Origin of the sequence: Aphanizomenon flos-aquae FACHB-1287 (assembly GCF_014698755.1) — a bacterium.
In the GTDB taxonomy this organism is placed as follows: domain Bacteria; phylum Cyanobacteriota; class Cyanobacteriia; order Cyanobacteriales; family Nostocaceae; genus Dolichospermum; species Dolichospermum flosaquae.
Genome location: NZ_JACJTO010000008.1, coordinates 35,654 through 47,847, shown reverse-complemented (window position 1 = coordinate 47,847; position 12,194 = coordinate 35,654). Strand labels below are relative to the sequence as shown.

The following is a 12,194-nucleotide window of genomic DNA, read 5'->3' as shown; positions in this document are numbered from 1 at the left end:
GGTTGGGGATATAAAATTAATATGATGTGAGTTTAATTATAAATTGATCAAAATATCTGCTTATCTCATTAACCAAAATATTATTATAATTCAAGTCAGAAAAATCAATATCTTGATTAGCTGGTTGAGTAGTAAGTTTAATAGTTAATTCTTTCTTATGTTGTAAAGCAATAATTAAAGATTGACGTGATATATTAAGAGAGTTACATTCTGTAAAACAACTATTTATATAATTATCATCTAAAGTTAACTTTTCAGCTAAAATTGCATATATTATATAGCGTACAATAGTGGCAATATCTCGCTTGATAACAGCAATTTTGTTTTCAGATTCTTGCTGATTTTGTATTTCAATTGATTGAGTAGAAATAGAATCTAAGAGATATTTTAATCAATAATTAACTAGAATATCTGTTTTATTAGTAATATTTTCAACAATTTCTATACGTTTTCTGTAATATTGAAACCGAATATTGTAAAATTCAAGAGAGTTGCAAAAACCATAACTCAAATGACTAGGAAAGTAAATGAACAAAAATGAGGTAGGTTTAACTACAGAAAAAAATTCTTTATAAGAATCCCCTAAGTTTTGAAGAGAAGTTGGAAGAGAAGATTTAATATATCCAACTTTTCTAGTAAGAATATAGTCTAATTTAAAAAACTTTGCACAAGCTAATTGTATAGATTGTTCAAAATCTTTAAGGTGATATGAATGAGCTATTTCTAAAATTCTATCATCAATAATGCAAACTTCCATTACAGAGCGAATTTCAGATATAGCCTCCCAAGCAATCTCAAATCCTCCGTTATCTCTACCAACATCAAAGATTTTATTGAGGGTTGTAACTGTTACATAACCCTCTACTTGTTTAGCTTCAATTAATTCCCAAATTTTTGATGAATCTTCTACAAATGGTTCTCTTTCGAGCAGAATATCTAGAAGAATATCATCATCTAATAAAACTTTTCTGATCATTAGTGTTGCTCTAAATCCTAACTTCCATGTTTAGCAACTTCGGTATTACTAGAATTATGTTGTTGATCTTTTTGTTCTTCAGACTTGAATAGTCCGCGTACCCGTTTTAGGTGTGGTAAATTTTCTGATCTTTCTTCTGTTACCTCTATAACTTCGGGGAGTAAATGTGCAACACCAAGTAACTTTCCTAGATAAGATGTTTTCAGAAAAGCTTGTCTTTGAGCATGAGTCATTATCTCTTTTGATCCTACCATTATTTCCTCACTACTCATATAACTTGGGTTTTCCCCATCTTGTTTCATGTCGTCGACAAAATTCTGCTGCTGCGGTTCGTGAAAATCTGAATACATATAAATCTTCTCCACTGGGAGTGCTACGTGAAAAACCAAGATACTCCATTTGTACCTTATCACTATAGTATGGCACAACTTTATCGAAAGCTTCCAGCCACACAAATGATTCATCAGGTGTTACTTGACAAAACTCGAAAGCAACCTTTATTGCATACCAAATCAACCATTTAGCTACAGGTTCAATTAGTCTTGTAGCAACATCTCCTCGACTTGTAGGGTGTGCTTCTAAATTATTTATTTCCAGAAATATAGGGGGACTTGGATCAGGATAAGTATATGGATAAAGACTATATTTTACCAATCCCCAGATTTGATCATTATAAACAAGTTTCACTATATTTTGACAGTAAGAGGCTGTTTCATTCCAGATATTTAACCAGTTACAAGACCAATTTTTGGGCATATCATCAATAGTTGCTGGAGAAAGAAAAGCAACTTCCTCAGTGTTGGATTCAATTAAAACTTTTACGTGATAACTTCCGATAGTAGTCAATTTGTTTTACACCCTTTTTACAATTACTTTACAATCTCAAAATTATACATTGATATCTTAGCCTTTTACAAAACAATAAGGATTTATTGAGTATTTAATATTCAATAACTCAAGATTGATCTTCTTCCCAACTAAACAAAGACTCAAATTCACCAGATTCAGCAAAAGTAATTGCAACTATTAAGAATTGATGTAAATTGATCCAGAAATGTTGAATGTCGTTACAAAACTTTACATATTTAAGTATACTAGTATTATCAAGGGTAAAAATGTCAACATTTCATAATATCTTCCATCCAATGAACATAACTGATTTGTTGACACATACAAGCTTGAAGATAGCGGAATTTATCTAACATCTTTTCACCCCATTCTTTCGGAACAGATACAAGTTGTAAAATCAGATAAGCGATAAGACTAGCATAAATTTGAATAGCAATACCATTAACATTTTTAGTGATTAATCTATCCAGTTTTAGGTGCATCTTTAAAAATTTCCATAACAGTTCAACTCCCCACCGTAAACGATAAATATCTCTGATTTCATTATCTGTAACTGCTGCCTCTCCATCGGCAGGTAAATTCGTGACTAACCTAAATTCAGTTTTCGTTTCTAAATCACAATTGCTTTTAATTCTGGAGTATCAAACGCGCGAAAAAATAGCCGATACCGTTCTGGTAAACCCATTTTTTTGACTCGACTATAGCGTTTTAATGCACCCGTTAAGACAAAATGACTAGTAAAAGGATCAGAAGTAATTTTGGTTTCAATTGCTATAGTAATTGCTGCAAAAAGTTTCACTGTTGCATGAGTTTTAAACTCTGCTTCTGGTAATTGTTCTCGCAAATTAGTAACGCGATTTGATAACGCTTGATATTGACTACCAAATAGTTGAGGATGAAAATAAATTTCCCAGTTATTACCAATAAACTTACTCATCTTCTAATTGCACACCTTCAATTAGTTTATGAGCAGCTTCAGACATTTCTGTTGTATAAGGTTGTAATGTATTATTTCTCAATGCTTCTGTGGTAGCAAAATCGAGAAACAACCGCATTAATAACGAGTCTTCTGCATCTTCATCGTCTTCGTCTAATTGAGGAACAATTCGCACAATTGCTGTATCGGGTGATAAAACCTCAATCCAACCATCTGCATTCGCAAATTGGGGATGTTCACGATAGAAATCAGCAGGAAGTCGAAACCCTGCGCTGTTACCAATTTTGGTGCTACGAATATTGTAGGGGTTGCTCATTTGTTGTGTATGTACATGATGTAATTACATTATATCAATAATCTATAGGGATTTATCAATGGTTATTGACTATAAGTACCTAAGCAAAATTAATTTTATATTCCTTTGATGGGAATATTTTCTCCTTTTTCTTGCCATCCATAAGGTACATAAGGTATTAAACAAAACCCGCTTTCGTCTAAATATCTTAAATCAATTTCTCCACGTTTTTCTTGTTCTTTTAGTTTGGTAATCTCTAACTGTTTTTCCTTGTATTCCAAGGGGTCTGGTTCTCCTGCTAATCCCCTTTTAAATCTTCTCCATGTCATTATTAAACTTCTCAATATCCTTTTTATTGTATCTTTACTAACTGTTATTCCCCATTCTTGATTAATTTGTGCCAATACTTTTTTTAAATCTTTGGGATAGAGTTTTACTCATGACTTTATTTTTTGCTTTTGTTCTTCATTAAAGGCTAGTTTTCTTCCTCTTCCTTTTTGATTATATAATCCTAATAACCTGTTATCTTCCCAATCGTTCATCCAGTTATATATAGTAACTCTAGTTACTTTAAAAATTTCTATTAATTTAGGAATTGAATTGTCACTCCTTTATAGCTTAATAAAATACAATGCGCTCTTTGTCTAACTTGAGAATGTACACTTTCTTTATATATTCTTTCTAGTAATTTGGCTGTATCAAAGTTTAAATCTCTAATAAATCGCATCTTTTTCTCTTTATTTCTATTAATAATTTATTTTATCAATTTATTATTAAAATGTATAATTAATTTTGCATGGGTACTTATTACCCATTGAAGAAATAGAAAAACGCCCATTCAAAGGATAAACTGTCTCATTTTTGATTTGACCTTTTATATCGTAAAATTAATTATCCGAACTTAATAAATATTATTCTTTATCGTCAAAATTCACATCTTGATAAATGTCAACTAAACTAATTTCAAAATCAAGATGTTGTAATTTAACAATATCATTTTCACATTTATATTCTCTAAAAATCCATTCTCCTTCATTAGTTTGGCTATAGTGCATGACTTGATATTGATTTTGTTCCACTAAAACATATTCTTTAAATTGGGGAATAGAACGATAAAAAGTAAATTTCTCACCCTGATCATAATTTTTTGTAGACTTAGATAGAACCTCAACAATTAATAAAGGATTAGTCACAGTAGTATTATTTTTACCTGTATAACTAGCTTGACCATCAGTTACAATTACATCAGAATAAGTATATTCTTTAAATTGTGGAATCCATAAACGCATATCTCCCATAAAAACTTCATATTTTTTGCGTCTCATGGCATATAGTAAAATCGCCGCAATAGCTAGTGTAATTTTATTATGATTACCAGTTCCCCCAGTCATAGGAATAATTTCTCCATCCCGATATTCGCTTTTATAAAGTGCTTTTTCTTCTAATTCTAAATATTCTTCAGGGGTGTAAATATGTTTGCAAGTTTGTATTTGCATATTATTCTCCTTGATTTTGTTTATTAATTGTAGATAGTTAATAAGTTCGCGCTTTATTTAATTAGAAATAAAATTTAATGCCTGGTTAATAATTAATTCTTGATCTACCATGTTTCTTAAGGTTAATTCATCATAAATTCCGCCAAAAGCTTCTAAAGAAGCATTATCTAAAGCTCGATTATAAGCTTCTGGTAAAATTTCTTCTATTTCTTTTTTGTTCATGTAATATCCTCCAGCTTTTCTACGTTTGTTGATCCGATCAATTGCGTCAATAGCATTCCGAATGGAAACATCCCAAGAATGAGTTGTCCTTTTTTCTGCCTGTTGTTTAATTAAATGGACTAAAAGCACTACACAATAGCTATAAATTTTATTGATTTTATCTTCTTTGCTCATTTCTTCTAATTCATCAATTAAAGATAGAGCCGCTTTTAGGTTGCCAGAAACCACTAATTCTCTGAGTTCTAGTAATTCTTCCATGATTTGCTCTCTCCTTGAAGTTTGCTATTTCTAGCATAGCGCTGATAACGCTACGCTAGAAATACACCACTAAAAATAACAGTTGTTGTGCAAGTTTTACCAATTTTTGCTAGAGTATGAGCGATCGCTGCGCCGACAGAAGGTATCGCGCAAACGCTGACTTGTCAGTTCGCTTCCGTACCCACAGAAAATTTATCTACAAATAGTAAGTTTAATATTACCCAAATTCAATATTATAAAAGTTGAATATCTGCCAAGTGTTGATAGTTATGTCCTTGATTATCAGGTTCTACATATACATTTGGGTTATTGTGTGTTTTTGGGATAAACTTAGCCAAATTATCAAGACTTCTATTAGATGTCCATTCTTCAAATTCGTGCAGAGAATACACAATTGGTGGAATATTCAAACCCATGATATCACAATAATTACTGTTCTTCATGATTATTTCTCTCAATACCAGCGATGATGCCATGCTATCATAAAAAGTTAGAATAACAGGAATTACTGGCTTATCCTTAATATCAATAGCCTTGACTGTGGCAGCTATTTGCTCAACTGCTAAGTGTGTACGACACCAAAGTTCTGCAATTCCTTCAGGATCGAAATATTTACTTGTATCAAGAGACATGAGACTATTTTTACATTCTAAAACTATGTAGAACTGAGACAATTCAATGAGAAAATCAGCACGTTTATCAGAAGGATCTTTAGAATTTTCAACTTCAGGTATTTTGTTGAAAGATTGAGCAATAAATGGAAGTAGAACTTTTTCAAGATATTCTTCAAATGAATTACTTAAAATATTGCTTCGTTTTTTTTCAGGCCAGTTTTCCAAAATTGAACTTTCAATTTGATTCCAACATGATTCAATCAAAGAAAAAGGATCTGGTAAATAAAATTGATCTTTGCTAAATTCAACAAATGGCTTTTCTAGAAAAAAATTGTAAAAGAAAGGTTTATAAAATTCAGATGTATTTTGAAGTTTTTTACTTACTTTACTGCGGAATGAATTTTCAGATTCTGAATGAAATGGTGCGCTATTTTGCTTAATAAATAACTTGAGATTTTCAATAGTAATGCCCATCTCTTGAATTACCTGATTAATACCAGGAAAATGAGAAAAATCAAAGTAACCATCCCTTCTTTTAAATAAAGCTAAACAACCCCAAAATTGTCTAAAGTATATATCTATACTTAATCCTGTGGATTTTAAAAAATTAGATTTTAAATAACTCTCTCCAAACTCTCTATTAGAGTAACTTTCTAAAAATTCTATAAATTTGATTGTTCTCAGAATGCGAGCCTTTAGGTTTCCAAAACCCTCACCCCGAAAAGCTACTTGACGTTGCATAAATAGATAGTTTGTTTCGCCGTCAATTACCTTTACATCAAAAAAATCACTAGGTTTTAATAACCAATTACTAACTTTCTTTATATTTTTAGGGTTATTTTCCCAACTTTTAATACATCTAGATATGGTTTCTGCTTCCTGACGAAGAACATTTGAATATGCAATAGTATGATTTAGCTTTTTTTCATTAAGAAAAAAATATTTAAACTCATTAAATTCTGCTTCAAGAATATTTTTTTTACGGTGAGGATTACTCATGCTTGCTAATAGCATTAGCCGAATTGCCGAATTGCGTTCAGCATTATAGAAAAACCAATCGAATTGTTGTGATTTTTGTTGAATGTAGAAATTTTCCCAACATATCCGAGTTCCTATTTCTAAAATAGACTTTGAATTGTAACTCCGAATCAAATCTTGTAATTCAGCAAAATTATTAAAACTCATTTTTTGTACCTTAAATTCAACATTTATGGAATGAATGACAAAGCTAAAACCTCATCTTTTATCTTTCAATTGCGCGGAATAAAAATATTTCCCGAACTACATGAGTTATTCTATATTACAATAAATACCGACTAAAATCAATTACTTAAAATCCAGGTTGCCAGATTGATTTTAATTCGCTCTAATCTTTTTGTGGAAATTTCACCAATTTTTCCCAATAATATCTTTTCTGATACAACTGCTAACCGTGAGACTCTAAAAACGCTTTCTGACTTTAAGCCTGTTTGTTTAAAATCCTGATCATTGGGTGTAATAATTTCGTCAATTCCAGCTACTTCTTGCCCTATTTTAGTGGAAATCATGCAAACTAGCCAATCATCATAACCGTTACTTAATGGCTTAATTAGAAGTGCTGGGCGTAACTTTCCAATTGCCAGATTCGTTTGGGGAAATTTGAATAAAACAATTTGACCAACTATTGCCATTTTTCTATGATATCTGCTTCTGTGTATTCGGGGAGATGATCATTTTCTAAACCTCTCATAGCCTGTTCAAGAGAAAATTGATTCCATTCTTGATTTTCTGTATTATTTATATATGGTAACAAGGTATGATAAAGCGTTAGTTTTTCTTGTTGTAATACTTCTTGAACTATCTCTTTAATCAAGGCTTTCAGTTCTTGGGTTTCCATAATTTTACCTTTGGCTAACTTCCTAATGCTAGTAGATAAATGCTAACAAAAAGAGTAAGGTAATGCAAAACTACACCCCTACTCAATTTGTTATCAATTAGCGGAATTTAACAGCTTACGCTTCATCCAAAGCTGCAATACCAGGTAAAACCTTACCTTCCAACAACTCCAAACTAGCACCACCACCAGTAGAAATATGGCTCATTTGATCAGCCAAACCTACTTTTTCTACAGCGGCTACAGAATCACCACCACCGATAATAGTAATTGCGCCGGTTTTGCTGATATCTGCTAGAGTATGAGCGATCGCTTCTGTACCCACAGCAAATTTATCAAACTCAAACACACCCATTGGACCATTCCAAATTACAGTCTTACAATCAGCCAAAGCCTCTTGGAAAACCTTTACAGAATCAGGACCAATATCTAAACCCATCCAACCATCAGGGATTGCATCAATGTTGACGGTTTGAGAATCCGCATCAGGAGCAAATTTATCTGCTAACACCACATCTGTAGGTAGCAACAAAGCCACACCCCGTTCTTTAGCTTTTGCTTCCAAAGATTTCGCTAATTCCAGTTTATCTTCTTCCACCAAAGACTTACCAACACTCAAACCACGGGCTTTGTAGAAGGTGAAAATCATCCCTCCACCAATGATCAACTTATCGCATTTTTCTAACAAAGTTTCAATTACACCGATTTTGCTAGAAACCTTAGAACCGCCGACAATAGCCGCTAAAGGACGTTGAGGAGCTTCAATGGCACTTTGTAAGTATTGCAATTCTTTCTCAACCAAATAACCAGCTACAGAAGGGCTTAAAAACTTAGTTACACCCTCAGTAGAAGCGTGGGCGCGGTGTGCAGTTCCAAAAGCGTCATTTACATAAAAATCAGCGTTTGCTGCCAATTTTTGAGCAAATTCCGGGTCATTCTTTTCTTCTTCCTTGTAAAAGCGGACATTTTCTAACAATAGCACTTGGCCATTGTCCAAAGCTGCAACTTTAGCAGCAACATCATCACCAATACAGTCATCAGTTTTGATAACTTCCTGTCCCAACAACGTAGAAAGACGTTTAGCAACCGGGGTTAAACGCAATTTTTCATCTACACCCTTGGGACGACCGAAATGGCTTGTTAAAATGACCTTAGCGCCCTTTTGGGTCAAATCTTGGATAGTTGGTAGCGCCGCCCGAATCCGAGTATCATCGGTAATGTTGCCTTGATCATCCACAGGCACATTAAAATCAACCCGTACTAAAGCGCGTTTTCCAGATATATCAGCCGCAGATAAACTTGCTAAACTTTTTTTAGACACAGTACAACTCTCCTGATTACTTTTTTGTTATTGTCTTGAAAATATGACCATCAAAATTTTACCGGAGTGAGGGGCGCAGAGGTGAGATATGTTTAAAACAGTTTTATTTCCCATTGATCAAAGTCGAGAAGCCAGAGAGGCCGCTGATATAGTTGCCAATATCGTGCAAAAATATAATAGCCGCTTAATTCTGCTTTCTGTTATTGAAGAACCAACCGCAGAAGCACCTACCACTAGTCCTATGGTATCTCCAGAAATAGTTGCCCAACTTCTAGAAAATGCCCGCAACCTATTTTCTGAACAAGGAATTACAGCGGAATTACTAGAAAGACAAGGTAAACCAGCTTTTACTATCTGTGATGTTGCTGATGAATTTGAGGCCAGTTTAATTATTATGGGTTGTCGAGGACTAGGTTTAACGGAGGAAGGCTCGACTGATAGCGTTACTACGCGAGTAATCAATCTTTCTCCCTGTCCTGTTTTGATTGTTCCTTAATTAACTATCGGGTGCGTTAATGTGGATTTACACAATGTAGCGCACCACCTAAAGTTCTTGCTTACACAGCATTATTAAAATCATTTAGCACCAACACACGCAATTCTGTAATTCGCTTGAAAGTGAGATCATTAGTCAGAAAAGCCTCACATTCTGCGTTTAAAGCCACAGCAATTTGCAAAGCATCAGGTAATTGTAGATTATATCTAGCGCGTATTTGAGCAGCTTCTATTGCTATAGTTTCATTAATAAATCCCACAAATTCAATATTGTCATTTTCAGTCATTAACTCTATAAACTCTTGCTGTAATTCCGTTTGTTTTAAGCGATAGGGTTGAACTAAACATTCAGCTAAAGTAATAGGTGAAACAACACCAATTAAAGGTGTGTTTTGAATCTGCTTAAATACTTCTAGGGACAGATGAAAGTATTTTGGATGTTGTTCTACGAAGTAAATAACTGGAGCAGTATCCAAAAATAAGCGTCTCACACCCTGTAAATTATTGGTAATACTCACTTCTGTTTTTCCAATTGCTGGTTCGCAAGTTCTAAATCTGGAAATTCACCACGTCTCATGCGTGTAACATATTCTTGAGCATCCATACCACCTAGTAAATTGGGTGCTATTCCGGCAAATTCCATCAAATTGCGGCTTGGTTTACGTTTAATTTCGCAATGTTGCAGTCTTTGGGTTAGGTGTGATATTAAACTTAATTGTTCATCTGGTGTAAGTGTATCCGCTAGTGTCATTAACTCAATCAATCTTTTAGACATTTAATTTTATCCTCTGGACAATTTCTGGTAGAACCTACGCAAGTTACATATTGGCAGGGTGCATCACCTAAGTATAATCTGTATTTATCTATTTGATAGCATAGCGCAAAAGTTTGAAATGACTAATAGCTAATTTAGGGGATATTTATGATACACTAGGTTGAAAAGTTCCGTAAACCCTCAACAATCCCCAAATTAAGGCATTTAACTCATGCTTTCCCAGCTTTTCCAACAAAGATTGACAGATTTACTAGATAATATCACCCAAGACCAAAAATTACTGAAAGAATTTGAGGAAGCCTTAACTGTTGAAGACAACCCTCGGACACTGAGAAGATATCAACAAGAAATCAAACGACAAAAGGAATCTATTGATAATTATAAACAAGAATATACAGAATTAGAACAACAGTTAATTGGTATATCTACACCCCAAATCCAGGTAGTAGGAAATCAACTGCAAATAATAGAAAACCAATTACAGCAAATAGACGCAAAATTAAATATTGTTCTTATTAACCAAGATTCACTTTTACTTCGTTATCAAGTTTCTGAACAAGCAATTTTGAGAGTTTTTATTGAACAGCTAAATCAGACTCAATTAGCTTTTACAGAAAATATGTTAAATGCAGTAGCAGCTAATCAAGTATCTGAGTCAGAAATGCTGCAAATGTTGGCAGTTCTAGAATCACGCATACCTTCTTTACCTTCTAGCAGTCAAGCAGAATTTGCCGAAATTATCAAATCTCCTGAATTAGATGCTAGACATAAAATTACAGTGACTTTACCAATTGTTCCTTTTTTAATTAATTATGAAGGTGAATTAGAATTGGGAACTGGTTTTAATATCAAGTCTGCTTGGGAGTTTATTATCAAAAAATTAGGGAGAAAGTAAATTGTGGATTTGCGTCAGCACCTTGAAGAAGAATTAGAAAAAGATTTTCAACTTCTTAAAGACTATGAAAATCACAAACGTAATGAAAATGATCCAGGACTTCGTAATAAGTGGGAGACTAATATTCAGTTAATCAAACAAGAAATCAAAAAACGTCAAGAAGAATTAAATCAATTACCTATCACTTCTCCAAATTCATCTTTAAATCAATCTTTTAGCCAAGATTTAGGTTTTGGTGTAAAATTGGGGATGGTTTATATTCCTGGTGGGACATTTTTAATGGGCGCACCAAAAACAGAGGAAAATAGTAAGGATTATGAACGTCCCCAACACTATGTAACGGTGAAGCCATTCTACATGGGAAAATACACTATTACTCAAGAACAATGGGAAAAAGTCGTTTATTCCTGTCCTCCAGTTGCTAGAGAATTAAATTCTCGTCCTGCTTACTTCCAAGGTGATAAACTACCTGTAGAACAAGTATCTTGGAATGATGCCGTTGAGTTTTGTGCTAGACTATCTCAGAAGACAGGACAAAAATACCGTTTACCCAGTGAAGCTGAATGGGAATATGCCTGTCGTGCCGGTTCTGCAAAACCTTTTGCTTTTGGTGATACAATCACCACAAATGTGGTAAACTATAATGGTAACTACACCTATGGTAATGCCCCCAAGGGAGAATATCGAGGAAGAACAACTCCTGTAGGAACTTTTCAGCCCAACGCCTTTGGTTTATATGATATGCACGGCAACGTCTGGGAATGGTGCGCTGATACTTGGCATGATAACTATGAGGGTGCGCCTAATGATGGAAGTGCATGGATAAGCGAAACTAATCAAAACGCTATGCCGCTGCGCGGTGGTTCGTGGAACGGCAATCCTGGATTTTGCCGTTCTGCTTTTCGCAACTACAGCCATCTCGTCAACAACTACTACTTTATTGGTTTTCGGGTTGTGTGTAGTGGTGCGGCGAGGACTTAGTAGCCCTTTACACTCTTGCTCTTTTGCCCTCTGCTCTTTTCTTCTTTACCCTTGCCAAGCGTAACGGAGTGGAGCGATCTTTTTTTATTTTGTGACTTTTGAAAAATTCGAGCTATTTAATTTAATAGAAACTTTTACAGCCTTGGTTTCATTCACGATAACACACAAATCTGAAACTGTCAACAAATTTTCCTCCCTTCCGTAAAT

The 12,194-nt window shown here is 33.9% G+C and carries 19 protein-coding genes and 1 pseudogene; 3 read left to right on the top strand and 17 right to left on the bottom strand.

Going from position 1 to position 12,194, the window contains the following annotated elements:
* Positions 1-16 precede the first annotated feature (16 nt).
* The 15 genes and pseudogenes from H6G44_RS20710 to H6G44_RS05830 form a co-directional block, all read right to left on the bottom strand.
* Positions 17-349: a hypothetical protein gene (locus tag H6G44_RS20710; protein ID WP_390802820.1), complete on the bottom strand. Its 333-nt coding sequence runs from the start codon at positions 347-349 to the stop codon at positions 17-19.
* A gap of 42 nt (positions 350-391) precedes the next feature.
* Complete coding sequence (locus H6G44_RS05895) at positions 392-976, bottom strand: PIN domain-containing protein (RefSeq protein ID WP_190386402.1); 585 nt, start codon at positions 974-976, stop codon at positions 392-394.
* 17 nt (positions 977-993) lie between these two features.
* Positions 994-1,230, bottom strand: coding sequence for a hypothetical protein (locus H6G44_RS05890; protein ID WP_190386401.1), 237 nt, complete (start codon positions 1,228-1,230; stop codon positions 994-996).
* A 10-nt stretch (positions 1,231-1,240) separates the two neighbouring features.
* Positions 1,241-1,822, bottom strand: coding sequence for a hypothetical protein (locus H6G44_RS05885; RefSeq protein ID WP_190386400.1), 582 nt, complete (start codon positions 1,820-1,822; stop codon positions 1,241-1,243).
* Positions 1,823-2,094: 272 nt separating this feature from the next.
* Positions 2,095-2,460, bottom strand: a pseudogene (locus H6G44_RS05880) (transposase); the annotation flags it as partial.
* Entirely contained in the window at positions 2,436-2,762 is a 327-nt protein-coding gene (locus tag H6G44_RS05875; protein ID WP_242031762.1) for a type II toxin-antitoxin system YhaV family toxin, read from the bottom strand. The gene H6G44_RS05875 and the pseudogene H6G44_RS05880, both read right to left, overlap by 25 nt.
* Positions 2,755-3,078, bottom strand: coding sequence for a hypothetical protein (locus tag H6G44_RS05870; protein ID WP_190387457.1), 324 nt, complete (start codon positions 3,076-3,078; stop codon positions 2,755-2,757). The genes H6G44_RS05875 and H6G44_RS05870 overlap by 8 nt, the downstream gene beginning before the upstream one ends.
* A gap of 95 nt (positions 3,079-3,173) precedes the next feature.
* Positions 3,174-3,386 (bottom strand): hypothetical protein, encoded by a 213-nt coding sequence (locus tag H6G44_RS05865; protein WP_190650990.1) that lies wholly within the window; start codon positions 3,384-3,386, stop codon positions 3,174-3,176.
* A gap of 108 nt (positions 3,387-3,494) precedes the next feature.
* The gene (locus H6G44_RS20705) at positions 3,495-3,611 is read right to left on the bottom strand and encodes a hypothetical protein (protein ID WP_390802819.1); all 117 of its coding nucleotides are present in this window, start codon (positions 3,609-3,611) and stop codon (positions 3,495-3,497) included.
* A 357-nt stretch (positions 3,612-3,968) separates the two neighbouring features.
* Complete coding sequence (locus H6G44_RS05855; protein ID WP_190387455.1) at positions 3,969-4,553, bottom strand: Uma2 family endonuclease; 585 nt, start codon at positions 4,551-4,553, stop codon at positions 3,969-3,971.
* Between the two features lie 57 nt (positions 4,554-4,610).
* Positions 4,611-5,033 (bottom strand): DUF29 family protein, encoded by a 423-nt coding sequence (locus H6G44_RS05850; RefSeq protein WP_190387454.1) that lies wholly within the window; start codon positions 5,031-5,033, stop codon positions 4,611-4,613.
* 233 nt (positions 5,034-5,266) lie between these two features.
* Complete coding sequence (locus H6G44_RS05845; RefSeq protein ID WP_190387453.1) at positions 5,267-6,832, bottom strand: hypothetical protein; 1,566 nt, start codon at positions 6,830-6,832, stop codon at positions 5,267-5,269.
* Between the two features lie 137 nt (positions 6,833-6,969).
* The gene (locus H6G44_RS05840; protein WP_190387452.1) at positions 6,970-7,317 is read right to left on the bottom strand and encodes a type II toxin-antitoxin system PemK/MazF family toxin; all 348 of its coding nucleotides are present in this window, start codon (positions 7,315-7,317) and stop codon (positions 6,970-6,972) included.
* Positions 7,308-7,523: a hypothetical protein gene (locus tag H6G44_RS05835; RefSeq protein WP_015080711.1), complete on the bottom strand. Its 216-nt coding sequence runs from the start codon at positions 7,521-7,523 to the stop codon at positions 7,308-7,310. The genes H6G44_RS05840 and H6G44_RS05835 overlap by 10 nt, the downstream gene beginning before the upstream one ends.
* 115 nt (positions 7,524-7,638) lie before the next feature.
* Positions 7,639-8,841 carry a phosphoglycerate kinase gene (locus H6G44_RS05830; protein ID WP_190387451.1) on the bottom strand — a complete coding sequence of 401 codons (1,203 nt, stop codon included), beginning with the start codon at positions 8,839-8,841 and terminating at the stop codon, positions 7,639-7,641.
* A gap of 88 nt (positions 8,842-8,929) precedes the next feature.
* Here H6G44_RS05830 and H6G44_RS05825 point away from each other — a divergent pair, with 88 nt between their 5' ends.
* Entirely contained in the window at positions 8,930-9,337 is a 408-nt protein-coding gene (locus H6G44_RS05825; protein WP_190387450.1) for a universal stress protein, read from the top strand.
* 61 nt (positions 9,338-9,398) lie between these two features.
* Here the strand turns inward: H6G44_RS05825 and H6G44_RS05820 are convergent, their stop codons facing one another.
* A complete protein-coding gene (locus H6G44_RS05820; RefSeq protein ID WP_190387449.1) occupies positions 9,399-9,854 on the bottom strand; it encodes a type II toxin-antitoxin system VapC family toxin in 456 nt (151 codons plus the stop codon).
* A complete protein-coding gene (locus H6G44_RS05815; protein WP_137908833.1) occupies positions 9,851-10,111 on the bottom strand; it encodes a hypothetical protein in 261 nt (86 codons plus the stop codon). The genes H6G44_RS05820 and H6G44_RS05815 overlap by 4 nt, the downstream gene beginning before the upstream one ends.
* Before the next feature lie 211 nt (positions 10,112-10,322).
* Between H6G44_RS05815 and H6G44_RS05810 the strand changes: the two genes are divergently transcribed.
* Together H6G44_RS05810 and H6G44_RS05805 are read left to right on the top strand one after the other, a co-directional pair.
* Positions 10,323-11,006, top strand: coding sequence for a hypothetical protein (locus tag H6G44_RS05810; protein WP_190387448.1), 684 nt, complete (start codon positions 10,323-10,325; stop codon positions 11,004-11,006).
* A 3-nt stretch (positions 11,007-11,009) separates the two neighbouring features.
* Positions 11,010-11,987, top strand: coding sequence for an SUMF1/EgtB/PvdO family nonheme iron enzyme (locus H6G44_RS05805; protein ID WP_190387447.1), 978 nt, complete (start codon positions 11,010-11,012; stop codon positions 11,985-11,987).
* The last annotated feature ends 207 nt before the right edge of the window (positions 11,988-12,194 follow it).

Excerpts from the sequence above, each read along its gene's own strand:
- H6G44_RS05825 (WP_190387450.1), top strand. The coding sequence starts at position 8,930 with ATGTTTAAAACAGTTTTATTTCCCATTGATCAAAGTCGAGAAGCCAGA.
- H6G44_RS05875 (WP_242031762.1), bottom strand. The coding sequence starts at position 2,762 with ATGAGTAAGTTTATTGGTAATAACTGGGAAATTTATTTTCATCCTCAA.
- H6G44_RS05865 (WP_190650990.1), bottom strand. The coding sequence starts at position 3,386 with ATGACATGGAGAAGATTTAAAAGGGGATTAGCAGGAGAACCAGACCCC.
- H6G44_RS05895 (WP_190386402.1), bottom strand. The coding sequence starts at position 976 with ATGATCAGAAAAGTTTTATTAGATGATGATATTCTTCTAGATATTCTG.
- H6G44_RS05870 (WP_190387457.1), bottom strand. The coding sequence starts at position 3,078 with ATGAGCAACCCCTACAATATTCGTAGCACCAAAATTGGTAACAGCGCA.
- H6G44_RS05845 (WP_190387453.1), bottom strand. The coding sequence starts at position 6,832 with ATGAGTTTTAATAATTTTGCTGAATTACAAGATTTGATTCGGAGTTAC.
- H6G44_RS05835 (WP_015080711.1), bottom strand. The coding sequence starts at position 7,523 with ATGGAAACCCAAGAACTGAAAGCCTTGATTAAAGAGATAGTTCAAGAA.
- H6G44_RS05840 (WP_190387452.1), bottom strand. The coding sequence starts at position 7,317 with ATGGCAATAGTTGGTCAAATTGTTTTATTCAAATTTCCCCAAACGAAT.
- H6G44_RS05815 (WP_137908833.1), bottom strand. The coding sequence starts at position 10,111 with ATGTCTAAAAGATTGATTGAGTTAATGACACTAGCGGATACACTTACA.
- H6G44_RS05810 (WP_190387448.1), top strand. The coding sequence starts at position 10,323 with ATGCTTTCCCAGCTTTTCCAACAAAGATTGACAGATTTACTAGATAAT.
- H6G44_RS05890 (WP_190386401.1), bottom strand. The coding sequence starts at position 1,230 with ATGGTAGGATCAAAAGAGATAATGACTCATGCTCAAAGACAAGCTTTT.
- H6G44_RS05855 (WP_190387455.1), bottom strand. The coding sequence starts at position 4,553 with ATGCAAATACAAACTTGCAAACATATTTACACCCCTGAAGAATATTTA.
- H6G44_RS05850 (WP_190387454.1), bottom strand. The coding sequence starts at position 5,033 with ATGGAAGAATTACTAGAACTCAGAGAATTAGTGGTTTCTGGCAACCTA.